At 66.5% G+C, this 24698-nt stretch carries 21 protein-coding genes and 1 tRNA gene; 13 read left to right on the forward strand and 9 right to left on the reverse strand.

Features of this window, described 5'->3' with window-relative positions:
* Positions 1 to 43: 43 nt before the first annotated feature.
* A complete protein-coding gene (locus tag ACEF39_RS03660) occupies positions 44 to 463 on the reverse strand; it encodes a hypothetical protein (RefSeq protein ID WP_500287018.1) in 420 nt (139 codons plus the stop codon).
* A gap of 121 nt (positions 464 to 584) precedes the next feature.
* Here ACEF39_RS03660 and sufT point away from each other — a divergent pair, with 121 nt between their 5' ends.
* The 3 genes from sufT to ACEF39_RS03675 all read left to right on the forward strand — a co-directional run bounded on the left by sufT (position 585) and on the right by ACEF39_RS03675 (position 4480).
* Positions 585 to 1136, forward strand: a complete 552-nt coding sequence (sufT, locus tag ACEF39_RS03665) for a putative Fe-S cluster assembly protein SufT (RefSeq protein ID WP_025877975.1) — start codon at positions 585 to 587, stop codon at positions 1134 to 1136.
* 59 nt (positions 1137 to 1195) lie between these two features.
* Positions 1196 to 2290, forward strand: a complete 1095-nt coding sequence (locus ACEF39_RS03670; protein ID WP_447944678.1) for a branched-chain amino acid aminotransferase — start codon at positions 1196 to 1198, stop codon at positions 2288 to 2290.
* Positions 2291 to 2737: 447 nt separating this feature from the next.
* Positions 2738 to 4480, forward strand: a complete 1743-nt coding sequence (locus ACEF39_RS03675; protein WP_500287019.1) for a S8 family peptidase — start codon at positions 2738 to 2740, stop codon at positions 4478 to 4480.
* A 300-nt stretch (positions 4481 to 4780) separates the two neighbouring features.
* Here ACEF39_RS03675 and ACEF39_RS03680 read toward each other — a convergent pair whose 3' ends face one another.
* The 3 genes from ACEF39_RS03680 to wrbA all read right to left on the reverse strand — a co-directional run bounded on the left by ACEF39_RS03680 (position 4781) and on the right by wrbA (position 6271).
* The gene (locus ACEF39_RS03680; protein WP_500287963.1) at positions 4781 to 5266 is read right to left on the reverse strand and encodes an asparaginase domain-containing protein; all 486 of its coding nucleotides are present in this window, start codon (positions 5264 to 5266) and stop codon (positions 4781 to 4783) included.
* 79 nt (positions 5267 to 5345) lie between these two features.
* On the reverse strand, positions 5346 to 5681 hold the full coding sequence (locus ACEF39_RS03685; RefSeq protein ID WP_500287020.1) for a DUF2069 domain-containing protein: 336 nt from the start codon (positions 5679 to 5681) through the stop codon (positions 5346 to 5348).
* Complete coding sequence (gene wrbA / locus ACEF39_RS03690) at positions 5678 to 6271, reverse strand: NAD(P)H:quinone oxidoreductase (RefSeq protein ID WP_100463139.1); 594 nt, start codon at positions 6269 to 6271, stop codon at positions 5678 to 5680. Before wrbA ends, ACEF39_RS03685 begins: the two co-directional genes overlap by 4 nt.
* Positions 6272 to 6348: 77 nt before the next feature.
* On the opposite strand from wrbA, the gene ACEF39_RS03695 reads away from it, so the two are divergent.
* Entirely contained in the window at positions 6349 to 7623 is a 1275-nt protein-coding gene (locus tag ACEF39_RS03695) for a YihY family inner membrane protein (RefSeq protein WP_500287021.1), read from the forward strand.
* Positions 7620 to 8183, forward strand: a complete 564-nt coding sequence (locus ACEF39_RS03700; RefSeq protein WP_500287022.1) for a TlpA family protein disulfide reductase — start codon at positions 7620 to 7622, stop codon at positions 8181 to 8183. Before ACEF39_RS03695 ends, ACEF39_RS03700 begins: the two co-directional genes overlap by 4 nt.
* Positions 8184 to 8746: 563 nt before the next feature.
* Here ACEF39_RS03700 and ppk2 read toward each other — a convergent pair.
* Genes ppk2 through hemA form a run of 4 tightly spaced genes read right to left on the reverse strand, consistent with a single transcriptional unit; the run spans position 8747 to position 13631 of the window.
* On the reverse strand, positions 8747 to 9529 hold the full coding sequence (gene ppk2 / locus ACEF39_RS03705; protein WP_500287023.1) for a polyphosphate kinase 2: 783 nt from the start codon (positions 9527 to 9529) through the stop codon (positions 8747 to 8749).
* 46 nt (positions 9530 to 9575) lie between these two features.
* On the reverse strand, positions 9576 to 11282 hold the full coding sequence (locus tag ACEF39_RS03710) for an O-linked N-acetylglucosamine transferase, SPINDLY family protein (protein ID WP_500287024.1): 1707 nt from the start codon (positions 11280 to 11282) through the stop codon (positions 9576 to 9578).
* A 5-nt stretch (positions 11283 to 11287) separates the two neighbouring features.
* Positions 11288 to 12370, reverse strand: coding sequence for a peptide chain release factor 1 (prfA, locus tag ACEF39_RS03715; RefSeq protein WP_500287025.1), 1083 nt, complete (start codon positions 12368 to 12370; stop codon positions 11288 to 11290).
* Positions 12348 to 13631 (reverse strand): glutamyl-tRNA reductase, encoded by a 1284-nt coding sequence (gene hemA / locus ACEF39_RS03720; protein WP_500287026.1) that lies wholly within the window; start codon positions 13629 to 13631, stop codon positions 12348 to 12350. Before hemA ends, prfA begins: the two co-directional genes overlap by 23 nt.
* A 63-nt stretch (positions 13632 to 13694) precedes the next feature.
* Here hemA and ACEF39_RS03725 point away from each other — a divergent pair, with 63 nt between their 5' ends.
* The 8 genes from ACEF39_RS03725 to ychF all read left to right on the forward strand — a co-directional run bounded on the left by ACEF39_RS03725 (position 13695) and on the right by ychF (position 20656).
* Complete coding sequence (locus tag ACEF39_RS03725) at positions 13695 to 15380, forward strand: tetratricopeptide repeat protein (RefSeq protein WP_500287027.1); 1686 nt, start codon at positions 13695 to 13697, stop codon at positions 15378 to 15380.
* Positions 15377 to 16036, forward strand: a complete 660-nt coding sequence (gene lolB, locus ACEF39_RS03730; RefSeq protein ID WP_500287028.1) for a lipoprotein insertase outer membrane protein LolB — start codon at positions 15377 to 15379, stop codon at positions 16034 to 16036. The genes ACEF39_RS03725 and lolB overlap by 4 nt, the downstream gene beginning before the upstream one ends.
* Positions 16033 to 16902: a 4-(cytidine 5'-diphospho)-2-C-methyl-D-erythritol kinase gene (gene ispE, locus ACEF39_RS03735; RefSeq protein ID WP_500287029.1), complete on the forward strand. Its 870-nt coding sequence runs from the start codon at positions 16033 to 16035 to the stop codon at positions 16900 to 16902. Before lolB ends, ispE begins: the two co-directional genes overlap by 4 nt.
* Positions 16903 to 16913: 11 nt before the next feature.
* Positions 16914 to 16990, forward strand: a tRNA-Gln gene (locus ACEF39_RS03740).
* A 138-nt stretch (positions 16991 to 17128) separates the two neighbouring features.
* Positions 17129 to 18088 (forward strand): ribose-phosphate diphosphokinase, encoded by a 960-nt coding sequence (locus tag ACEF39_RS03745; protein WP_025879147.1) that lies wholly within the window; start codon positions 17129 to 17131, stop codon positions 18086 to 18088.
* Positions 18089 to 18195: 107 nt separating this feature from the next.
* Complete coding sequence (locus ACEF39_RS03750; protein WP_100551634.1) at positions 18196 to 18813, forward strand: 50S ribosomal protein L25/general stress protein Ctc; 618 nt, start codon at positions 18196 to 18198, stop codon at positions 18811 to 18813.
* Between the two features lie 50 nt (positions 18814 to 18863).
* Complete coding sequence (gene pth, locus ACEF39_RS03755; RefSeq protein ID WP_089238967.1) at positions 18864 to 19442, forward strand: aminoacyl-tRNA hydrolase; 579 nt, start codon at positions 18864 to 18866, stop codon at positions 19440 to 19442.
* Between the two features lie 122 nt (positions 19443 to 19564).
* Entirely contained in the window at positions 19565 to 20656 is a 1092-nt protein-coding gene (gene ychF / locus ACEF39_RS03760) for a redox-regulated ATPase YchF (RefSeq protein WP_025879150.1), read from the forward strand.
* Positions 20657 to 21199: 543 nt separating this feature from the next.
* Here the strand turns inward: ychF and ACEF39_RS03765 are convergent.
* On the reverse strand, positions 21200 to 24553 hold the full coding sequence (locus ACEF39_RS03765) for an autotransporter outer membrane beta-barrel domain-containing protein (RefSeq protein WP_500287030.1): 3354 nt from the start codon (positions 24551 to 24553) through the stop codon (positions 21200 to 21202).
* Positions 24554 to 24698 lie beyond the last annotated feature (145 nt).

Below are 24698 nucleotides of genomic sequence, written 5' to 3' on the forward strand. Positions count from 1 at the left end.
CATCCACGCGTGGCGTGGATCTACCAGGGCATCACCGGCGCGATCAACGCGCCAGCCAGGCGCCTACGGCCACGCCCACCGCCAGCCACAGCCATTCGACCACACCGTTGGCCAGGGTGATCAGCGTCCAGGCCAGATGCGGTCCCATCCGCAGCGAGGCGTCCCAAGGGTTCAGACCCATCGATCCGCCCATCCAGGCACTGGCGATGGCCCAGTTCGAGATTGCGGTTACCAGCAGCGTGCCCAGCACGACCAAGGCGATACGCAGCTTGCCGGGACCGAGCGTGCCCAAGCGCAGCATGAACACCAGTTCCAGGGCGGTCAGCACGGCCATCCAGCCGACCGGACGGCCGGTGAACAGGGCGATCAGCATCCAGGCGAGGGGGGCGGTGGCCAGCGCCAGCAACAACATGAAGGGCCAGAGCCAGGTAACGGTCCTGGCGCGTGCGGCATTGGAGGACATCGAAGCTCCTGAAGGTCGCCCACAGGATACTGTGGTTTGCCGCAGTGCACCGGCGAGGGCGGGGCGCCTACGCTAGAATGGCCGCTTGCGTGGCTTATGCCGCAGCCCCATATCGGTCCCCATGTATTCCCGTAGCAGCGAACCTGTCCACTTCGAACGCGATTGTGAGGCCGTGATGGTCCCGCAGGGCGACACCGTGACCCTGCCCGCCGGCAGCTATGGGTACATCACCCAGGCGCTGGGCGGCAGCTATTCGGTGTTCGTCGAGGGCAATCTGTTCCGTATCGCCGGCAAGGATGGCGATGCCATCGGCAAGGAGGCGCCGGCGCCGCTGGAGCTGCCCGACGATGCCAGCGACGAGCAGGTGGAACAACTGGTGTGGCAGCAGCTGCGCACCTGTTTCGATCCGGAGATTCCGGTGAACATCGTCGAACTGGGCCTGGTCTACGAGGTGGAGATCAAGCACCTGGACGAAGGGCAGCGCGAGATCGACGTGAAGATGACCTTGACCGCACCTGCCTGCGGCATGGGCGACATCCTGGTCGACGATGTGCGCAGCAAGCTTGAAATGATCCCGACGGTGGCCGAGGCCGACGTCGAGCTGGTCTTCGATCCGCCGTGGAACCAGCACATGATGTCCGAGGCTGCGCGCCTCGAAACCGGCATGCTTTGACCCACGGCCCGCAGTGACGCGGGCCCGGCATTACCCGCAACCAGAACAGGAAATCTCCGGTGTCCCAGTCCATTCCCAGCTTCGCCGTCACCCGTTCGGACCACCCGCGCAGCGCTGAAGAGCGCGCCCAGATCCTGGAGAAGCCGGGCTTCGGCCTGCACTTCACCGACCACATGGTGGAAGTGCGCTGGGACAAGGACACCGGCTGGCACAACGCCAACGTGCGTGCCTATGGTCCGCTGCAGCTGGATCCGGCCGCGGCCGTGCTGCACTACGGCCAGGAGATCTTCGAGGGCATCAAGGCCTACCGCCATGCCGATGGTTCGATCTGGACCTTCCGCCCCGATGCCAACGGCCGTCGCCTGCAGCGTTCGGCGCAGCGCCTGGCGCTGCCGGAACTGCCGGTGGAGATCTTCGTCGAATCGCTGAAGCAGATGATCGCCGTCGACAGCGCCTGGGTGCCGTCGGCCGACGAGTCCAGCCTGTATTTCCGTCCGTTCATGATCGGCGATGAGGCGTTCCTTGGCGTGCGCGGCGCGCACAAGGCCGGCTACTACGTGATCGCCAGCCCGGCCGGCCCGTACTTCGCCAAGGGCGTCGCCCCGGTGTCGATCTGGCTGTCCACCGAATACGCGCGTGCGGCCAAGGGTGGCACCGGTGCGGCCAAGTGCGGTGGCAACTACGCCGCCTCGCTGTTGCCGCAGCAGAAGGCGCAGGCACAGGGCTGCTCGCAGGTGCTGTTCCTGGACCCGGTCGAAGGCAAGTACCTGGAAGAACTGGGCGGCATGAACGTGTTCCTGGTCTACAAGGACGGCACGCTGGTCACGCCGGAACTGTCCGGCAGCATCCTTGAAGGCATCACCCGCGAGAGCATCCTGCAGCTGGCCCGCGACCGCGGCATGAAGGTCGAAGAGCGCAAGGTCACCATCGATGAGTGGAAGCAGGGCGTGACCTCCGGCGAGATCGCCGAAGTGTTCGCCTGCGGTACCGCTGCGGTGGTCACCCCGATCGGCCAGCTCAAGGGCGAAGGCTTCTCGGTGGGCGACATCAATGCGCCGGCCGGTGAAGTGACCATGTCGCTGCGCAAGGAACTGACCGACATCCAGTACGGTCGCCTGCCGGACCGTCATGGCTGGCTGGTCAAGCTGGGCTGATCGCCTGCGCTGGATGTTGGAGCCGGGCCATGCCCGGCTGCCTTCCTGGAAAGCCCGTCCTGGTGACGGGCTTTCTGCGTTGTGAGCCCGGGGTCAGATCCCTTTTCCATAGGAAAAGGGATCTGACCCCAATCTACCGACGCCGATGTCGGCAAAGACATGGCGGGACAGGACATTCCGCAGTCAGGTCCGTGCAGGTGACGCGAAAGTTCCTTCACCTTCACAAACCCTCGACCCGGAAAGTCTCAGATCCAACATTTCATCTTGCTGAAAAGACGCTGAAAATCTTGTGGTGTCCGGTTTGAGCCACTAGCGTCATCAACACAGCGGATGGTCAGGGGGATCCGCTGGCTCGCCGGACCCGAACCTCGCCATTGCAAGCCAGCCCACGGTTCAGGCCGGTGCTTCTGCCGATTCCGGCATTCCTACCATTAGAAGGGAAATCCGATGTCCCAGGTAACGCAACCGCGTGTGCGTCGTGTGTGGGTGGTCCTTGGCGCGTCCGTCCTGTCATCGCTGCTGCTGGCTACGCCTGCGCTGGCCGGTGATGTCCAGCTCAGCGGCCTGCAGTCCGCGCCGACCCATCAGCGGTTCATCGTGAAGTACCGCGACGGCAGTGCGCCGGTGGCCAACACCACCGCGCTCGCCTCTTCGCTGAAGACTGCCGCTGCCGGCATCGCCAGCAGCCAGGGCCGCGCGCTGGGCCTGCAGCAGGTCCGCAAGCTTGCCGTCGGCTCCACCGTGGTCAGGACCGACCGTGCGCTGGACCAGGCCGAATCCGAACTGCTGATGCGCAAGCTTGCCGCCGACCCGAACGTCGAATACGTCGAAGTCGACCAGATCATGCGCGCGACGCTGACCCCCAACGACACCCGTTTCAGCGAGCAGTGGGGCTTCGGCACGTCCAACGCGTCGATCAACGTGCGCCCGGCCTGGGACAAGGCCACCGGCACCGGCGTGGTCGTGGCCGTGATCGATACCGGCATCACCAACCATGCCGACCTCAACGCCAACATCCTGCCGGGCTATGACTTCATCAGCGACGCGGCGATGGCGCGCGATGGTGGTGGCCGGGACAGCAATCCCAACGACGAGGGTGACTGGTACGGCGACAACGAGTGCCAGGCCGGTTACCCGGGCTCGAACTCCAGCTGGCACGGCACCCACGTGGCCGGCACGGTCGCCGCGGTGACCAACAACAGCACCGGCGTTGCCGGTACTGCCTTCAATGCCAAGGTCGTGCCGGTGCGCGTGCTCGGCAAGTGCGGCGGCTATACCTCCGACATCGCCGACGCCATCGTCTGGGCCTCCGGTGGCACGGTCAGCGGTGTGCCGGCCAACGCCAACCCGGCCGAGGTCATCAACATGTCGCTGGGCGGTGGCGGCAGCTGCTCGACCACTTACCAGAACGCGATCAACGGCGCAGTCGGCCGCGGTACCACCGTGGTGGTCGCTGCCGGCAACAGCAACACCAACGTCTCCAGCGCGGTACCGGCGAACTGCCCGAACGTGATCGCGGTGGCGGCGACCACCTCGGCTGGGGCGCGTGCCAGCTTCTCCAACTACGGCACCGGCATCGACATCTCCGCACCGGGCCAGAGCATCCTGTCCACCCTCAACAGCGGCACTACCACCCCGGGCAGCGCCAGCTACGCGTCCTACAACGGCACCTCGATGGCGGCGCCGCACGTGGCAGGCGTGGTGGCACTGATGCAGTCGGTGGCACCGAGCCCGCTCAGCCCGGCGCAGGTGGAAAGCATCATCAAGAGCACCGCGCGTCCGCTGCCAGGGGCCTGCTCGGGTGGTTGCGGCGCCGGCATCATCGACGCCGATGCCGCCGTGGCAGCCGCGATCAATGGCGGTGGCAATCCGAACCCGGGTGGCAACGAGCTGCAGAACAACGTGCCGGTAACGGGCCTGGGTGCAGCCAGTGGTGCATCGCTCAGCTACACCGTCAACGTACCGGCAGGCCGTTCGCAGCTGCGCGTGGCGATCAGCGGCGGCAGCGGTGATGCCGACCTGTACCTGCGCCAGGGCAGTGCCCCGACCGACACCGTCTACACCTGCCGCCCGTACCTGAGCGGCAACAACGAGACCTGCACCGTCAACAGCCCTGCTGCCGGTACCTGGTACGTGCGGGTGAAGGCCTACAGCACTTTCTCGGGCGTGAGCCTCAACGCCCAGTACTGAGCCCAAGCCCCTCTCCATGGGCACGCCCCGGTCTCGGCCGGGGTGTTTTTTTTAAGGGGCGGCGAAGCAAAGAAAGCAATGTGCAGCAGTGCATTTGCTCTTGCTCTGCGCTTGACCTTGCTGGCCGCGCATCGGCAACTGTCTGGAGAGGCTCAGGCTCCCATCGCAGGACCGTTGGCGCCATGGATGGCGCCATCGAGCCCCCATGGATGGGTTTACGGCGTGTCCTGCGATGGGAGCCTGAGCCTCTCACCACTACAGCAACCGAAACGCCGACGCGCGACAGCGCGCCTCAATCCCTCAAACCGACTCGAACCGGTTCGCCGCCACGTTCTTGCGCACATGCTGCGGATCGAAGATCCGACCGTTCATTGCGATGAACACCCCCGACGGCAGCGACTGCACCGCACCGATCGCGCAGCCGATGTTGAACTCCGCATCCGAACCACGGAAACGCGCCGGGCTCAGTGCACCGGTCATCACGATGGTCTTGTCGGGAATCGTCGCCAGTACCTTGCCGGTCTGCACCATCGAATCGGTGCCATGGGTAACCAGCACGTGGCGGGTGGGCTGCGCAGCGATCGTCGCGCGGATCAGCTCGCGATCGTCGTCGTTGATGTGCAGCGAATCCTTGCGCAGGATCGGAATCACGTTGAAACGGAACGTGACCCCCAGTTCGCGCAGGATCATGCCGATCTGCGGGTCGCCGATCTGGTAGTCCGACTTGTCGTCGAAATAGATCTTGTCGATCGTGCCACCGGTGGTGACGACCAGGAGCTCTTCCATCATGTGCATGCGCGAAACCAAGGCAGGTACAGCGGCGCGGGGCCGGGAACGCAGATGATACGGCCCACCGGGCGCAGCGTCAGCGCCGCCGCCCGAAACGGGCGCGCAGGCCGGGCAGGCTGGCCGCGAAGATCACCAGCAGCGCCAGCACGATTTCGACGAGTGCCAGCCAGCGGGTCTCGGGATGGCTCCAGGCGCTCATCACGCCGTGGCTGAACCAGCCCAGGGCCAGCACTGCCGCCCAGAACCCGGCCTTGCGCCAGCCCAGCCGCAGGGCGATGGCCAGCGCCAGCGGTGGTGCCGTGAACACCAGCTGGGTGGCCAGCCAGTGCCTGTCGTTGATGAACCAGCCGGCAAACAGCGCCGCCAGCCCCATCAAGGCCAGCAGCAGCACGGTGCGCGGCGCGGCGCTCATCGCGCCAGCCGCTGCGCGATGTCGGCCACGCGCCGGCCCAGCGCCCGTGCCAGCACCGCCTCATCGTCGGTTGGTTGCGGGTCGTCGGCGGCACCGGCCACGTGGCTGGCGCCATACGGCGTGCCGCCGCTGGTGGTGTGGCTCAGCGCCGGCTCGGTGAACGGAATGCCGACGATCAGGCAGCCGTGGTGCAGCAGCGGCACCTGCATCGACAGCAGGGTCGACTCCTGGCCGCCATGCATCGACGCGGTGGACGTGAACACCCCGGCCGGCTTGCCCGCCAGCGTGCCGTTCACCCATTCCGCGCCGAGCCCGTCGAGGAAATGCTTGACCGGCGCGGCCATGTTGCCGAAACGGGTGGGGCTGCCCAGCAGCAGTCCCTGGCATTCCACCAGGTCCTGCACGCTCACATACGGGGCGCCATCGTCGGGCACCGGCGGCTGCGCGGTCTGGGTGACGGCGGCCACCGGCGGCACCGTGCGTAGCCGCGCAGTCATGCCCGGTACCTCGCCGATGCCCCGCGCGATCTGGCGCGCCAGCCGTGCCACCGAACCGCCGCGGCTGTAGTAAAGCACCAGGATTTCGCCCATCGCGCCCAGCTCTCCTCATCGTGTGGACGCCAGTATGGCTATCCTGCATCGATTCCGCATCGGGTACCCTTTCGCCGATGGAACCTTTGGATACGCTCAATTTGTGGATGGAGCGCGCGCGGGATCGCGCACGCGCCGCCAGCTTCGGCCGCTTCCTGTGGCGCCGCTTCCTCGACGACCGCCTGTTCCAGGCTGCCGCCGCGCTGGCCTACACCACGGTGTTCGCGCTGGTGCCGTTGGCGATCGTGGTATTCGGCGTGCTCTCGGCCTTCCCGGTGTTCGATCGTTGGAGCGACCAGCTCAGCGACTACGTCTTCTCCAACTTCGTGCCCAATGCCGCGCGCGCTGCCGAAGGCTACCTGCGGCAGTTCTCGGCCAGCGCGGGGCAGCTCACTGCGGCCGGCTTCATCGCTCTGGTCATCTCGCTGCTGATCACCCTTAACAGTGTTGAAGAGACCTTCAACCAGATCTGGCGCGTCGGCAGCAGCCGGCCGCGGCTGACCCGCTTCCTGGTCTACTGGACGGTGCTGACCCTCGGCGCGATGCTCGCCGCCGCGTCACTGGCCGTGTCGGCGCGGGTATTTGCGATGCCGCTGTTCGGCACGCAGGAGGGACGCTGGCTGGCCGATCTCGCGCTGCGGCTGGCGCCGATCCTGATCGAATTCGTCTGCATCACCCTGATGTTCCGGGTGGTGCCACACCACACCGTGAAGTGGCGCCACGCGGTTCCAGGCGCGATTCTCGCCGCGGTGATCCTGGAGCTGGTGAAGTGGGGCATCGGTGCTTACCTGGGCAGCTTCCAGTCCTACCAGAAGCTGTATGGCACGGTGGCCTTCGTGCCGATCCTGCTGCTGTGGATCTACCTGTGCTGGGTGGCCGTGCTGCTGGGCGCGTCGCTGGCATCGTCGATGGCGGCCTTCCGCTACCAGCCGGTGGAACTGCGCCTGCCGCAGGGCTACGAGTTCTATGGCCTGCTGCGCCTGCTCGGGCGCTTCCAGCACGCACGCGCCAAAGGCAAGGGCCTGGCCGACGACGAGATCCTGCGATTGGAGCCGATGTTGACCGACTCGTTGCTGCAGGACCTTGCCTGCAACCTGGAGGGCATCGGCCTGCTGCGCCGCGATGAGCGCGGCGAATGGCTGCTGGCCCGCGACCTGGAGCAGGTCAGCCTGGGCGATCTGTACGAATGCACGCAGCTGCGTATTCCGGTGGCCGAACAACACCTGCCCTATCGCGATGACAGCCTCGGCCGGGCCGCACTGGCTGCGCTGGATGAGCTGCGCCTGCCGCTGCGTGAACGCCTCAAGCGTCGCGTCAGCGATATCTACCTTGATTCTGGAGACGCCCCATGACCTGCAAGACCCCGTTGCTGCTGGCTGTGCTGTTGGCCCTGGCCGCCTGCAAACCCGCGCAGGAGCCGACCCCGGCCAGCAGCCAGCCGCCGGCGCAGGCTCCGACCCCGGCCGCCCCGGCGCCGGTGGAGGACACGCCCGCCGAGCGTGTCACTGCCGAGTTCCCGACGCTGAAGATGAAGGCGGTCGATGGCAGCGATTACGATCTGGCCACGCATCGTGGCAAGTGGGTGGTGGTGAACTTCTGGGCGACCTGGTGCGCGCCCTGCCGCAAGGAAATGCCCGAGCTGTCGGCGTTGCATGCCATGCGCAGCAACATCGAAGTGGTTGGCCTGGCCTACGAGGACATCGAGGCGCCGGAGATGCAGGCGTTCCTGACCAAGCATCCGGTGACCTATCCGATCGTGATCGTCGATCCGTTCGATCCGCCGGCCGACTTCGCCACCCCGCGCGGTCTGCCGCTGACCCATCTGATCGATCCGCAGGGCAAGCTGGCGCACAGCTTCCTGGGCCCGGTCACCGCAGCCGACATCGAACAGCAGATCGCGGCTGCCAAGTAAGGGGTGGGCGGCAGGGCTGCGCCCTGCACCCGCCGAATCGACGGCAACGGCAAAGGCAAAGGCAAAGGCCAAAGCAACAGCGGGCATTCCGTGGGATGGCGGGGTGGGTCCGGTTGCGGGGGACGCCGTGAATCCGTCCCTGGAGGCTTGGGCGCGCCATCCATGGCGCTTACACCCCCGCAACCGGACCCACCCCGCCTTCGACAGATCTCCGCGAACTGTCGGGATGGTATGGCCTGCTCTTGGTGGGTGTCGACTTTGGTCGACACGTAGATCCACGCCATGCGTGGATGATTTTCGATGAATTGTCGAAATATGCGATTCCGATGGAGATTCATCCACGCATGAAGTGGATCCATCAGACGCCGGAAATCTGTCAGAGGTGGGGCGGTGTCGGAGTGCGGGGTGTCCGCGGCATGGATGCCGCGGCCAAGCCTACAGGGACGTACTTGCGGCGTCCCCGCACTCCGGCACCGCCCCGCCAACTCACAGAAGGCCCGCTTTTGACGTTGACGTTGACGTTGCCTCTGCAGGTGCAGGGCCGCAGGCCCTGCCGACCAACCCTATTCTTCGACCGGAAAATCCTCGATCGGCTTCAGCACGTCGTAGTGCTCGCGATGCAGCTTGCCCTTCAGCTTCGGCAGCTCCGGCAGCGGTGCATCCACCCGCGTGTCCGGCAACCGGTCCAGCAGGTTGCGGGCCAGGGTCAGGCGACCCAGCCGCTGGTCGTTGAAATCCACCAGCGTCCACGGCGCACCGTCGCGATGGGTGGCGCGCAGCATCGCCTCGCGCGCTTCGGTGTACGCGCTGTACTTGCTGCGTGACTTCAGGTCCACCGGTGACAGCTTCCAGCCTTTCAGTGGATCGACATGACGTTCGGCAAAGCGCTTTTCCTGCTGCTCCTGGTCCACGCACAGCCAGTACTTGAACAGCAGGATGCCGTCATCCACCAGCAGCTGTTCGAACACCGGTGCTTGGCGCAAAAACTGCTGGTATTCGGTCTCGCTGCAGTAGCCCATCACCCGTTCAACGCCGGCGCGGTTGTACCAGCTGCGGTCCATCAGCACGATCTCGCCGGCAGCCGGAAGATGCGAGGCGTAGCGCTGGAAGTACCACTGCGTGGCTTCGCGGTCGGTGGGTTTGGGTAGCGCCACCACCCTGCATTGGCGTGGGTTGAGGTGCTCGCTGATGGCCTGGATCGCGCCACCCTTGCCGGCGGTATCGCGTCCTTCAAACAGCACCAGCAGGCGTTGTCCGCTGTGCTGCACCCAGCGCGCCATCGCAGCCAGTTCCAGCTGCAGCGGCTGCAGCAGTTCGTCGTATTCCTTGCGCTTGAGCTTGGCCATCGTCATACCACGCCGAAAGGAGGCTCGAGCGTAGCGCAGGGCGATGTCAGGGCGTGTCGAGGCCCTGCCAGCCCTGTTCTCGGGCCAGCTGTTGCAGCAGTGCGGACAGATCGCGCGCAAAAGCCGCCATGTCGAACAGGCCGCTGTGTTCGCGTGCCTGCGCCAGCTCGGCGCGCACTGCGGCCAAGGCGGCCGGATCGTTGCCGAGTGCGCTGGCGGTGGCGACGAAGGCCGCGTCGTCGGCGACATTCATGTGCTCCAGCCCCAGCTGATGGTTGAGGCTGCCGGCCACACGCGCGGCGAAGGTAGCGCCGGGGCAGGTCAGTACCGGACAGCCGGCCCACAGGGCATCCGATGCGGTGGTATGGGCGTTGTACGGGTTCGTATCCAAGAACAGGTCGGCCAACTGATAGCGGGCCAGATACTGCGGATGTGGCAGCTTGGCCATGAACACCAGACGTGCCGGATCGAGCCCTGCTGCCTGCGCGGCGGCACGCAGCCGCGCATCGGCCTGGCCGGGGCCGGACAGCAGCCACAGCACGCTGCCGGGTACGGCCTGCAGCACCGCGAACGCGCGGCCCATGCTGCGCGGGTTGAGCTTGTAACTGTTGTTGAAGCAGCAGAACACCGTGCCCTGCGCGGGCAGCCCGCACGCCACGCGGTCCGGTGCCGGCTCCAGCGTGCGGGTGTTGTCCGAAGGCTGGAACGCGCGCGGCAGGCGCAGCACACGTTCGCTGTAGTGCGGTTCCAGCGAGGGCGGCAGCGTGAAGTCGTCAGCGATCACGGAGTCCAGCCACGGTGCACCGGAGGTGCCGGGGTAGGCCAGCCAGTTGAGCTGCAGCGGGGCAGGGCGCATCGCCAGTACTTCCGGTGTGCCGCCGCCGCCCCAGCCGCGCAGGTCGAACAGCAGGTCGATGCCCTGTGCACGGATGCGCGCGGCGGTATCGGCATGGCGCAATCCCGCCACGTCATGCAGCCGGGTGGCGGTCTGCAGGCGTTGGCGGATGCGGCTGCCATCATCGGCATTGAGCGCGAACAGATGCAGCAGCAAGGCCGGGTCCTGGCCCATGTGTTCCAGCAGCGCCACCGTCAGCAATCCGGTGGGATGGGCGCCGAAGCCGTTGGAAAGGAAGCCCACGCGAAGTGGACCTCGTTCGCGCAGCTTCACCGGGGGCAGTGGCCGCACTGACGCCGCCACGACCAAGGCCCGCGCACGCGCGCAAGCCAGCTGTTCGGCTGCGCTGGCGTCTTCGCTGAGGAACGCGAAGGGTTCGACCACGCCCTGGCCGGACACAAGCGCACCGCGCACCTGCGCGGCCAGCGCATCCACGTCCTGCCAATCGCACAGGCGACGCTGCCAGGCGAGGCGCTGTGCGGCGATATAGGGTTCACCGGGCATCAGTGCATGCGCGCGGCGATAGGCTGCCGATGCACCTTCCGCATCATTGGCATCTTCCAGCGCGTGCCCCAGCCACAACGCGATGCCCGGGTGCTCCGGTGCCAGCGCGGAGGCCTGGCCCAGCAGCTTGGCGGCATCGGCATGCGCTCCTGCCATCCACGCCACCCGGCCCAGCCGGGCAAGTGCTTCAGGATGATTGGGCCGCAGCTGCAGCGCGCGTCGCGCGGCCTGCTCGCCGGCCGCAATGTCGCCGGCTTCCAGTTCCAGGTCGGCCAGCATCACCCAGGCGACGAAGTCGCCGGGCTGGCGTGTGATCGCCTGCTGCAGTTGCTGCCGCTGCTGCCAGGCCGACATGCTGGTCAGCCCGCCGAAAGCTGGGCCAGGGCGTCGACCTGGTGCTCGTGGCTCAATCGCTGCAGCAACGGGTCCAGGTCGCCGGCCAACACGTTGGGCAGGTCGTACAGGGTCAGCCCTTCCACGCGGTGGTCGGTGATCCGGCCCTGCGGGAAGTTGTAGGTGCGGATGCGCTGGCTGCGGTCGCCGCTGCCGACCTGCAGGCGCCGTGATTCGGCCTGCGCTGCGTCGTGGCGCTGGCGCTCGGCATCGAGCAGCTGCGCCTTCAGGCGTTTCATCGCCTTGTCGCGGTTGGCGTGCTGGCTGCGCTCGGTCTGGCATTCGACCACCACGCCGCTGGGCAGGTGGGTGATGCGGATCGCCGATTCGGTCTTGTTGACGTGCTGGCCGCCGGCGCCGGAGGAACGGTAGGTGTCGACTCTCAGGTCAGCCGGGTTGATGACGATCTCATCGACTTCGTCGGCTTCCGGAATGATCGCCACGGTTGCCGCCGAGGTGTGGATGCGGCCCTGCGATTCGGTGGCCGGCACGCGCTGCACGCGGTGCGTGCCCGATTCGAATTTCAGGCGCGAGAACGCGCCACGGCCGACCACGCGCGCCACCACTTCCTTGTAGCCGCCATGTTCGCCGGGATTGTCCGATTCGATCTCGACCTTCCAGCCCTGTCGCTCGGCGTAGCGGGCGTACATGCGGAACAGGTCGCCAGCGAAGATCGCCGCCTCGTCGCCACCGGTACCAGCGCGTACTTCCAGGAACAGGTTGCCTTCATCGCGCGGGTCGCGTGGCACCAGCAGCAGCGCCAGTTCCTGCTCCAGTTCCTGCAGGCGGGTTTGCGCGGCAGCGATTTCCTCGTCGGCCAGCTCGCGCAGGTCCGGGTCCGCACGCATGCTTTCGGCCGCAGCCAGGTCGGCCTTGGCGCGTGCTTCATCGGCCAGTGCGGTGGCGATCGGTTCGAGCTGGGAAAACTCGCGCGAAAGATCGCGGAAGCGCGCATTGTTGGCGACCACCTCCGGTTCGGCGAGCAGACGTTCCAGTTCTTCGCGGCGCTCGGCCAGCGCTTCCAACTTACGGCGCAGGGTCGGCGTCATCGGTTCTCACAGGTGGGTGGCGGTAACCCGGCGTCGCCGGGAACAGGCGCTCGGCGGCGCGGGTCAGGTCGGCATCGCCGCTGAGTGCGGCCGCGCGCAGGGCGGCGGTCGGCGGGTGCAGCAGGCGGTTGGTCAATCCGTGGGCAAGCAGTTCCAGCACGTCGTCGGCCGGCTTGCCGTTGGCCAGCTGCTGGCGCGCGCGTTCCAGCAGTTCGGCACGGGTGGCCTCGCCGAAGGCGCGCAGCTGCCGCAGCGGTGCCTGGTGGGCACTGGCCTGCAGGGTTTCGACGAAACGCGAGACCTGCAGGTCGATGATCGTCTCGGCTTCGGCGGCAGCCTCGCGGCGGCTGCGGCGGTTGTCTTCCACCGCGCGCTCGAGATCGTCCACGGTGTACAGGAACGCATCCTTGAGCGTGGCAACGTCGGCCTCGATGTCGCGCGGCACGGCCAGGTCGAACAGCAGCATGGGCTTGTGCCGGCGTGCGCGCAGGGCGTTGGCCACCGCGGCGCGGTGGATCACCGGTTCGCGGGCGGCGGTGGCCGAGAACACCACATCGGCCTCGGCCAGGTGGCGCTCCAGTTCGGTCAGCGGCAGCGCCACGCCGCCATGGCGGCTGGCCAGTTCCTGCGCATGGGCCAGCGTCCGGTTGGCGATCAGCAGACGCCGCACCTTGCCTTCGCTGAGGTGGCGCGCGGCCAGTTCGATGGTCTCGCCGGCACCGACCAGCAGCACGGTGGAATCGTCCAGGCGGGCAAATGCGTTCTGTGCCAGGCGTACCGCTGCCGAGGCCACCGATACCGGGTTGGCGCCGACCTGGGTATCGGTACGCGCGCGCTTGGCCACCGAGAACGTCTGCTGGAACAGCCGGTCCAGGCGCTGGCCGAGCAGACCGTGGTCGCGCGCGGTCGACCAGGCATCCTTCACCTGGCCCAGGATCTGCGGTTCGCCCAGCACCATCGAATCCAGCCCCGTCGCCACCCGGAACAGGTGGCGCACGGCATCGGCATCGGCGTGCTGGTACAGATAGCCCTGCAGGTCGCCGGCCTGGGCGTGCAGCCACTGGTCCAGTGCCTGCGCGGACTCGGCCACGGCATACAGCTCGGTGCGGTTGCAGGTGGACAGCAGTACCGCCTCGGCGATCTGCGGGGTATCGCGCAGCGAACCGAGCGCGCGCGGCAACGCATCACCGGCGAAGGCTGCGCGTTCGCGCAGTTCCACCGGTGCGGTCTGGTGATTCAGTCCGAGCACCCACAGGGTCATTGTTCAGTTGCTTGCGATAAGCTGCTGGCCATTGGACGACATTTTAAGGCCCCGATGCCGACGATGCCCGCATTGATTCGCATCCCCAGTGTTCTGCTGCTGACTCTGGCCTGTGCCCAGGCCCTGGCGGCGGTGCCCGCCAAGGCACCTGCGCGGCCCGCGGTGACTGAGGAACTGGCGCTGGAGCCGGTCCTGGCTGGGGAGTTCGCCCTGCAGGCAGGCAAGCTGGCCGAGGCCGCGCGCTGGTATCTGCAGGCCGCCCAGCAGACCGACGGCGACGCCGGCCTGGCCGAGCGGGCGACCCGCATCGCCATGCTTGCCAACGAGGATGATGCGGCGGCCAAGGGCCTGGCCCTGTGGCAGCAGCGTGCGCCGCGCTCATTGGCGATGCGCAGCGCCGCCGGTGCGCTGGCCATGCGCCAGGGCGATGTGAAGGCTGCGCGCAGCGAGCTTCAGGCCTTGTTGCAGGACCCGGGCGATGAGGGCTGGAAGTTCGCCCTGGGCGCCCTGATCGGCGGTGGCCGCGATCCGGCCGTGCCGGCCCAGGTGCTGGGCGAACTGGTCGATGCCAACGCCATTCCCCAGAAGATCGAGGCCTGGCAGGAGTTTGGACGCCTGGCGTTGCGCATGGAAAAGCCCGAGCTGGCACGGCGCATGATCGATGAGGTGGTCAAGCGCTTCCCCGAAGAACCGCGGGTTGCCTTGCTGCGCGCCAGCCAGCTGCAGCAGGCCGGGCAGACCGACCAGGCGCTGTCGCTGCTGCGTGGGGTGGAACCGAAGACCCGTCAGGATCCGGAACTGCGCAATGCCGTGGCCATCGCCTATGACAGCCTCGGCCAGCCGGCAGCGGCCGAGCGCGTGCTGGCAGTCGGTCCGCAGAATGTGCAGACGTGGGGTATGCGCGCTTCGCTGCTGGCCAAGCAGGGCGACAAGGCCGCGCTGTCCAATCTGTACAACGAACTGTCGCGGCAGGCGGCCAAGCCGGATCCGGCGCAGCGCTTGCTGCTGGGCAAGATCGCCGAGTACCTCAAGCGCTACCCGGAGGCGGTCAACTGGTATCACAGCGTGCCTGGCGGCGATGAGCTGAATGAAGCGCGCCTGCGCGCGGCCAATGCACAGGGTCTGGCGGGCCGGCAGTCGCTGGCGCTGGATGAAGTGCATGCGATCCAGTCCGATGCCGGGGTGGATGATGATGTGCGGCGCGATGCGTATCTGCTGGAAGCCGAGCTGCGCCAGCGCGCCGACGACCTTCCCGGCGAGATCGATGCACTGGCCCGTGGCCTGGCTGCGTATCCGGACGAGAACGGCCTGTTGTATGCCCGTGCGTTGGCCTGGGAGCGCCGCGACGACATCGCCCGCGCCGAGGCCGACCTGCGCAAGATCCTGGTGACCGAGCCGGAGAACGTGCCGGCACTGAACGCCTTGGGCTACACCCTGGCCGACCGGACCGGTCGTTACCAGGAAGCGCTTGAGCTGATCGACCGCGCCCGCGTGGCCGAGCCGGACAACGCGGCCATCGTCGACAGCTATGGTTGGGTGCTGTATCGGCTGGGGCGCAACGCCGACGCGCTGGTGCAGCTGCGCCGCGCCTGGACGCTGGCCAAGGACCCGGAAATCGCCGCCCACGTGGGCGAGGTGCTGTGGGTGCTGGGCAAGCACGATGAAGCCCGTCACTTCTTCGAGGAAGCGGCCCGGCTCGACCCTGAAAACCGCGCGCTGCTGCGCGCCCGCGAGAAATTCAACCCATGAGTGTTTCCACGATCCGGCCACTGCTGCTGATGGCCGTGACCCTGGCCCTGAGTGCCTGCACCACCGTTGGCCGGCAGAAGACGCCGGCGCCTGCCGTGGTCACCACCGTTTCCGCCGAAGCGGCTGCCGCCGAGGCCGCGCGCGTGGATGCGCTGCGATCGGCAGCGGACTGGAATTTCCAGGGCCGGGTGGCGGTCAGCAAGGGCAAGGACGGTGGCAGCGGCCGCATCGACTGGAAACAGGAAGGCCAGCGCTATGTCGTTGAACTGAGTGCGCCGGTGACCCGCCAGAGCTGGAAGTTGAGCGGTGATACCCATCATGAAGCCGGGCGCCTGGAAGGGCTGGCCGGTGGTCCGCGAGACGGTGAAGACGCGCAGGCGCTGCTGCTGGAGGCCACCGGCTGGGATATTCCGGTCAATCAGCTGCCGGACTGGGTACGTGGACTGGTCGCTGGCGACAGCGCGGGGCCGGGAAAGATCGATCGTGATGCTGATGGCCGTCCGCGGCGGATGCAGCAGATGGGCTGGGTGATCCAGTATCTGGACTGGTATCCGGCCGAGGCCGGGCGTCCGGCCCTGCCGCGCAGGGTCGAAGCGGTCAATGGCGACGCCAAGGTGCGCCTGCTGGTCGACCAATGGGGCCAGGGCGCGCCATGAACGCGCGGGTGGATGACGCGGGCTGGTCCTGGTGGCCGGCCCCGGCCAAGCTGAACCTGTTCCTGCACATCACCGGCCGCCGGACCGACGGCTACCACGAGCTGCAGACCGTGTTCCGCCTGCTCGACTGGGGCGACCGGATCGGCCTGCGCCTGCGTGAAGACGGTCAGGTGCGACGGCAGGGCGATGGCCTGGCCGGCGTCGCCGAGGCGGACGATCTGGCCGTTCGCGCGGCGTGGATGCTCAAAGAGGCGGCGAATGTCGAGCAGGGTGTCGACATCATCGTCGAAAAACACATTCCTGCGGGCGGTGGGTTTGGTGGCGGTTCGTCCGACGCGGCCACCGTGCTGGTGGTATTGAACCGGCTCTGGGGCGGCGGGCTGGACGAAGAAGCGCTGGCTGCGCTGGGGTTGCGTCTCGGCGCGGACGTGCCGGTGTTCGTGCGTGGCCACAACGCCTGGGCCGAAGGGGTGGGCGAGCGGCTGCAGCCGATCACCCTGCCGCAGGCCTGGTATGTGGTGGTCGAACCGGGCGTTCATGTGCCGACGCCCCTGCTGTTCGCTGATCCGGATTTGACGCGCGACAGTCCACAGGCGAAAATAGAGGACTTCGCTTCCGGCTTGCTGGTCGGGAACGTGTTCGAACCGGTGCTGCGCCGCCGTGAGCCTGCCGTCGAGGTGGTGCTTGCTGCGTTGAGCGACATCGGCACGGCACGTCTGACCGGTTCGGGAAGTGGTTGTTTCGTCGAGTTCGATTCGCAGGCTGCCGCCGAGCAGGGACGAGCGAAGTTGTCGAAGGAGTTGCGGGCAAGGGTGGCTGCGGGCGTTGCACGTTCGCCACTGCTGGATGCACTCGAGCAACACTGATTCATCAATGCAGGGGCGTCGCCAAGAGGCCCAAGGCACCAGGTTTTGATCCTGGCATTCGGAGGTTCGAATCCTCCCGCCCCTGCCAATGCGGCTGCCTCCGCGCCTTCCAGCGCATCATCTGCGCGGGACGTGGGAACAGCCGCGGTGTTGTCAGCAGCAGGGGCCGCAGTGGTCCTTGCCGCCACCGGATCCCCGCCACTCGTCCCCGCCCGAGACAATCATGATGCAAGAGTCCCCGAACCTGCTGGTCTTTTCCGGCAACGCCAACAAACGTCTGGCGCAGAACATCTGCAAGGAACTGGGAGTCCGCCCGGGCAAGGCGCTGGTCTCGCACTTCTCCGATGGTGAAGTGCAGGTGGAAATCGAAGAGAACGTCCGCAAGCAGGACGTGTTCGTGATCCAGCCGACCTCGGCGCCGAGCGCGGAAAACCTGATGGAACTGCTGGTGCTGATCGACGCGCTCAAGCGCGCATCGGTGGCCAGCGTGACCGCCGTGGTGCCGTACTTCGGCTACTCGCGCCAGGATCGCCGCATGCGTTCCTCGCGCGTGCCGATCACCGCCAAGCTGGCGGCGAAGATGTTCAGCACCGCCGGCGCTGATCGTGTGCTGACCGTCGACCTGCACGCCGACCAGATCCAGGGTTTCTTCGATATTCCGGTCGACAACGTGTATGCCTCTCCGCTGCTGCTGGCCGACATCTGGCGCGCCTACGGCACCGAGAACCTGATCGTGGTGTCGCCGGACGTGGGCGGCGTGGTCCGCGCCCGTGCGGTGGCCAAGCGCCTGGATGACGCCGACCTGGCGATCATCGACAAGCGCCGTCCGCGCGCCAACGTCTCCACCGTGATGAACATCATCGGTGACGTCGAAGGCAAGACCTGCGTGATGGTCGATGACATCGTCGACACCGCCGGCACCCTGTGCGCCGCTGCCGCTGCCCTGAAGGCGCGCGGTGCGCTCAAGGTCGCCGCCTACTGCACCCATGCGGTGCTGTCGGGCCCGGCGGTGGACAACATCACCAATTCCCAGCTCGATGAGCTGGTGGTGACCGACACCATCCCGCTGAAGGACGCCGCGCGGGTGTGCAGCAAGATCCGCCAGCTGAGCGTGGCGGAAATGCTGGCCGAAACGATGCGCCGCATCGCCTTCGGCGAGTCGGTCAGCTCGCTGTACGTCGATTGATTTTTTCGTCCCCGCCGGCAACGGCAGGGACACACTGGGCACTTCTGGTCGCGGAAGTGCCTTCAACCGCCAAGCCGCAAGGCAAGGCAACAACCGAGTAGTCGAAAATGTCGAAGACCCATGAAATCAAGGTCACCAAGCGTGAACTGCAGCGTAAGGGTGCGAGCCGCCGCCTGCGTACCGCTGGTGTGATCCCGGCGATCGTGTACGGCGGCAACGCCGAACCGGTCGCCATCAGCCTGGACCACAACGAAATCTGGCTGGCCCAGCAGAACGAGTGGTTCTATGCCTCGATCCTGGACCTGAACCTGGACGGCCAGGTGCAGAAGGTGCTGCTGCGTGACATGCAGCGCCATCCGTTCAAGCAGCTGATCATGCACCTGGACTTCCTGCGCGTGAACGAGAACGAGAAGCTGACCGCTTCGGTTCCGCTGCACTTCATCAACGAAGACACCTCGCCGGCTGGCAAGGCTGCCGACGTCGTGGTTGCCCACGAACTGAAGGAAGTGGCCATCACCTGCCTGCCGAAGGACCTGCCGGAGTCGATCGAAGTCGACCTGGGCGAGCTGAAGGCTGGCGACGTTGTGTACCTGTCGGACATCAAGCTGCCGAAGGGCGTGGAAATCCCGGCGCTGGCGCTGGGCAAGGACCACGACGACGCGATCGTCACTGCCAAGCACGGCAAGCAGGATGCTGCCGACGCTGAAGAAGCAGCGGCCGAGTAATACCCCGCGGCGCCTGTCCTTCGGGGCAGGCGCCGTATCTGGATGGAACGATGGCAGGATTGCGACTGATCGTCGGTCTGGGCAACCCCGGATCGGAGCACGCCCGGACCCGGCACAATGCCGGGTTTCATTTCGTTGAGGCCCTGGCCGAAAAGGCCGGTGCACGCTGGAACGTGGACAGCAAGTTGTTTGGCGAGACCGCCAAGGTCGATATCGCTGGGCAGACGGTGTGGCTGCTCAAGCCCGCCACCTTCATGAACCTCAGCGGCAAGTCGGTCACCGCCGCGCAGCGGTTCTGGAAGATCGAGCCGGAGGAAACCCTGCTGGCCCACGACGAACTGGATCTGGCGCCCGGCGTGGCGCGGTTGAAATTCGACGGTGGCCACGGTGGACAGAACGGCCTGCGTGACACCATCCGGCTGCTCGGCCACGGCAAGTTCCATCGCCTGCGCGTGGGCATCGGCCATCCCGGCCACAAGGACCGCGTGGTGGGCTGGGTGCTGGGACGCCCCTCCAAGGACGATGAAGTACTGATCTCGCGCGCCATCGACGATGCGATCGACGTGCTGCCGTTGGCAGTGCAGGGCGATTTCAGCGAAGCGATGAAGCGGCTGCACACCCCGAAATAACCCGCTTTGGGTAGGTGCCAACCTTGGTTGGCACAGATGTTGATCGGCAATACCGAGATGGATTGGCCAAGCGGCGCGCGCGCTGTTTCACCAATCACTTTCACCCCAGAGAGCTGTCACCCATGGGTATCAAATGCGGCATCGTCGGCCTGCCCAACGTCGGCAAGTCGACCCTGTTCAACGCGCTGACCAAGGCGGGCATCGCCGCGGCGAACTTCCCGTTCTGCACCATCGAACCGAACGTCGGCATCGTGCCGGTGCCGGATCCGCGCCTGAATGAACTGGCAGCGATCATCAACCCGCAGAAGGTCATCCCGACCGCGGTCGAGTTCGTCGACATCGCTGGCCTGGTGGCCGGTGCCGCCAGCGGCGAAGGCCTGGGCAACAAGTTCCTGGCCCACATCCGCGAAGTGGACGCGATCACCCACGTGGTGCGCTGCTTCGAGAACGCTGACGTCATCCACGTCAACAACAAGGTCGACCCGATCTCGGACATCGACACCATCGATACCGAACTGGCTTTGGCCGACCTGGACAGCGTCGAGAAGGCACTGAACCGCGCCGAGCGTGCGGCGAAGGGCGGCGACAAGGACGCAGCGGCACGCAAGCCGGTGCTGGCCAAGCTGCAGGCCGCGCTGGCCGACGGCAAGGCCGGTCGTTCGGCAGGTCTGGACGAGGAAGAGAAGGCGCTGGTGCGCGATCTGTTCCTGCTGACCCTGAAGCCGGTGATGTACATCGCCAACGTGCTGGAAGACGGTTTCGAGAACAACCCGCACCTGGATGCGGTGCGCGCCCGTGCCGCCGAAGAAGGTGCACAGGTGGTGCCGGTGTCGGCAGCGATCGAAGAAGAGCTGTCGCAGCTGGACGACGAAGACCGCGATACCTTCCTGGCCGACCTCGGCCTGACCGAGCCGGGCCTGAATCGCGTGATCAACGCGGCCTACAGCCTGCTCGGCCTGCAGACCTACTTCACCGCAGGCGTGAAGGAAGTCCGCGCGTGGACCGTGCGCAAGGGCGCCACCGCGCCGCAGGCTGCCGCAGTCATCCACACCGACTTCGAGAAAGGCTTCATCCGCGCCGAAACCATCGCGTATGACGATTTCATCAAGTACAAGGGCGAAGCCGGCGCCAAGGAAGCGGGTCGCCTGCGCCTGGAAGGCAAGGAATACCGCGTGCAGGAAGGTGACATCCTGCATTTCCGCTTCAACGTCTGATCGACGACGCAGCGCAGTGATTGCCCACAGGACCCCGCAATGCGGGGTCTTGTTGTATCGGCGCCTGTCATGACGGGTACACGACGACAGTGCCATTCCGCGTTTCCGCTGCGGAAGCACCAGCCCGGTGTTGGAGGTGGCAGTGGACAGAAAATCACCACGCGTTGAAACGCTTGGCCTGCATGGCTCGCGGTGACTTGTCCACACCAAACCCCCACGGCTTTCCACGTCGCGTGTGGAAAACCGATGAGGCGCCTGGACAAAAAACAGCCACTCCTTGAAATGCTTGAGGCATAACGTTCAAGGCGGGTTGTCCACATCAAGTCCGCATCGCTTTCCACCTGCTGTGTGGAAAACACGTATCTGCCTGCATCCTGGACAGCCTGGACAAAAAACAGCCAGCGTCGAAAACGCTTGTCGTGCGTGGCTTACGACCACTTGTCCACATCCAACCCCCATCGATTTCCACGCGCGGTGTGGAAAACAACAAGGGGTCCGACGAAGCATCGCCGGACCCCTTGATGGGCTCGCCAGCAGTACGTCTTACCAGCGGTAAGAGACGCCCAGCTGACCGCTGGTATCGCGGAAGCCCATGCCGCCGGTCTGCCGGCTGATCTCGCCCCAGCCGCGCCAGCCGCCCGACAGATTCACCTGCACGCCGGCCTTGGCTTCGTAGATGTCACGCGGCAACTGCCGGCGCAGGCGTTCGCCGTCTACGGCGATGGCTGCGTCGTTGCCACCGGACCACCAGTTCACCGCGACGAACGGCTGTACCTGCCCTTGGCGCTGCGTGAGCGAACGCGTGTACAGGCGCAGGCCCACACGCGTGGTGGTGCTGTCCTTGTCGCGCCCTTCGACCACCGTGCCATTGGTTTCGACCACGCGGTCGGCATCGTAGCGGCTGTGGATCACCTGCAGCTGCGGCTCCAGGTAGAGCCCGCGCTGGGCAGTGCGCTGCACGGGCAGCACATAGCCTGCCTCGGCCGAACCGGTCCAGCTGTGCGAGCGATAGTGCTCCTTCTGCAGCCCTTCGCCCTGCACGCTGTTGCGGAACCGCCCGTACTGCAACCAGCCGTCCACATACGCACCACTGTCCATCCGCGCGTCCTGCAGCCAGGTGGCATACAAGCCCAGGCTGGTGCCGGTGACCACACCGCGCGCGGTGTAACCGGTCACCTGCGAACGACTGTCGTTGCGTGCCCGCCCCTGGCCGGCCATCACACCTGCCTGCAGCTGGCCACCGGGATTGGCTTCGAAGCGGCGACCGACACCCAGCAGCACGCTGTTGAGCTGGCTGTCCACATCCACCTGGCGGCCGCGGCTGCCGGGCTGGCTGCTGCGCACCTGTGCCCATGCAATGGCGTCGCTGCCGCCGTCGGTTGCATCGGCAGGATCACCACTGCGGTCGTACAGGCTGTGCCGGAACATGCCCAGCGCACTGCTCTGGTTGGCCATGTACACCGCCGGCTCCGGACGCTCCACACGCGGCGGGACCGGCGGCAGTGGCGGGTCGACCGGCGGGACCACCGGTGGATCGATCGGCGGAGCAGGCGGATCAATCGGCGGAGTCGGCGGATCAATCGGCGGCTCCGGCGGATCGGGCGGTTCCGGCGGGTCGACCGGCGGTACGTATTCCGAGCGCAGGTACCAGTTACCGTCGCCCGGCGTGGAGACGCCGCCCTTGTACAGGAAGTAGTCGTAAGCGCCGGCCACCGCGCGTCCCTGCAGCGAGAACTGCGCATCGGACTGGCCGCCCACGCTGATCAGGCGGATGCCTTCGCTGGTCAAGGCGCCGGCCCCCCCCGCGTTGCGCACGCTGACGGAGGCCGTGCCACTGCTGTTGCCCTGGATCACCAGCTGGTCACCCAGCGAGGCATCGTCGCCCAGCGCGCGGTTGAACAGCCAATGGCCGTCGTTGCCGACATAGTCGCCGGTGACGGTCAGGGTCTTGAAGTCGTTGGTGGTGGGGGCGATGAAGGCGATGGTGCCGGCATGGTCCAGCGAGCCGACGCTTGAATTGCCACGCACGTTCCACTGGCTGCTGCCGTCCATCGCCAGCTGCGCGACCTGGTAGCCCGAGTCGTTGCGTAGCGCGCCGTTGAACACGGTGCCGTTGCGCAGCGTCATCTGCACGTTGGCGGTGGCGCTGTCGACCACGACATCGCCGGTCAGGCGGCTGTTGTCGGCCGTGAAAAGAATGTCTGCGGTGGCGACCGAGCTTCCATCGGTGAACACCGTGTCGCTCACCCGCAGCAGGCGGCCACCGTCGACGTTGCCCTGCTGGCGCGCGACGACATCGGTGTTGTTGAGCGTCAGTTCGTGATTGCTGCCCTGCAGCCACAGCGCGGGACCGTCCTGGGTCTGCAGGGTGCTGTTGTTGAACACCAGACGGTCCCAGTACGGCCCGAACACCGTGATGTAGGAACGATAGGCACCCGAATTCGTGCCCTGTGCATGGATGCTCAGGTTGTCGGCGGTGAGCTTGGCGGTGTTCATCTGCACGATGCCGAACGAGGATGCACCCAGCGTGGTGATCGAGCCTCCGTCCAGTTGGGCATCGGCCGTGCTGCCGCCAAGGAAGACGCCGCCGCCGCCGTTGCCATGGGTGGTGATGTCGAGGTTCTTGGCGCGGATGCGCGAGTAGGGCGTCGGCGGATTGCTGCCCGAGGCACGCAGGCCGTACACCCCATCGCCGTGGGTATCGATGCTGCCGCCGGTGATCGTGGCGGTACCACCCCAGACGTCCACGCCATGGCCGTAGCCGTTGTCGCCATAGGTGCTGAGCGTGGTATCGGTGAGGTCGGCCAGCGAGTCCGCGCCGGACAGCCAGATGCCGGAGTTGCCATCGCGTACGGTGAAGTGGGCGCCGTTGGCGGTCAGCTTGGCCCAGCTGTTGACGTTGACCCCGTAGCCGCCGACGGTCTCGAAGCGGCCACCGGTGACATCGGCCGTCGAGTACACCTGGTTCGTCCTGTTGCCGAGCAGATGGATGCTGCCGCCGTTGGTGCTGGCGCTGCCCCCAACGATCTGCAGCGTGCCACCGTTGTTGATGTCGAAGTAGCCGTTGACCACGTCCACGTCGCGCAGCGACAGCACGCTGCCGTTGCCGTTGGAGGAGACGCGACCGCTGTAGCCGCTGCTGGCTTCGGCGAAGGTCATCTTCAGCGATTCCAGCGACAGCAGCGCGCCGCGCTCAGCGTACGCGCTGCTGCTGGGGCCGTTGTGGATGGTTGCTCCCGTTACATGCAACTCGCTGCCGACGCCGCTGGAATAAAGAGCGTGGCCGCCGCTGGTCACACTGCCACCATTCAACCAGACCTTGCCACCACCGGTAGCATTGACCGTGCCGTAGCCGGAGCCGTTGCGGTAGGCCTCGATGACCAGGTTGTTGGCCCGGATCACGCTACCCGCACCGCTGGCGTTCAGCGCATAGCCGACGGTGGTGCTGCCGCTGCCGACCTGCAGGATGCCGCCCTCGAGCAGGACGCTGCCACCGGCGCTGGCCAGGATCCCGCTGCCTCCTCCGGTGCTCGAGATCCAGCTGCCGTTGACCGTAATGCTGCTGCCGACACCATTGGCCTCCAGCGCGTAGCCATCGGCACTGTGCAGCAGGGTATCGTCGGCGCCCAGCTGCAGGCTGCCGCCATCGGTAACCTTCAACGGCCCCTGCAGTTCGGCCGCGTGCACGGGCAGGGCGGCCCACAGTGCGCTGGCCAGCAGGCTGGGAATCAAGGGAAGGCGCGAAGCGCGCGCGCAGACGGACGCACGGCGGCGCCGTGGGGGAGAGGCGTTCATGCTGTTGGATTCCTGTGGCAGGGCGCAGCGCGGCTGCGCGATCTGGCGCGGCAGGGCCGCGTCGCTGTGGAAACCGCGTGCGATGGCCGTTGCAGGCGCCATCCGGTTTCCTTCCCGCCGGCAACGCGATGACGATGGGAAATCGTCACCGTGGCGGGATGCATCCAGAGTAGAAATCAGCCCTGTCCGATGGAATCAGGCGTTTCCTAAAGCACTTAGTCCCCCTGCGCATGGGCAGGGGATGGTT

The organism is Stenotrophomonas indicatrix (assembly GCA_041545745.1).
Lineage (GTDB): Bacteria > Pseudomonadota > Gammaproteobacteria > Xanthomonadales > Xanthomonadaceae > Stenotrophomonas > Stenotrophomonas indicatrix_A.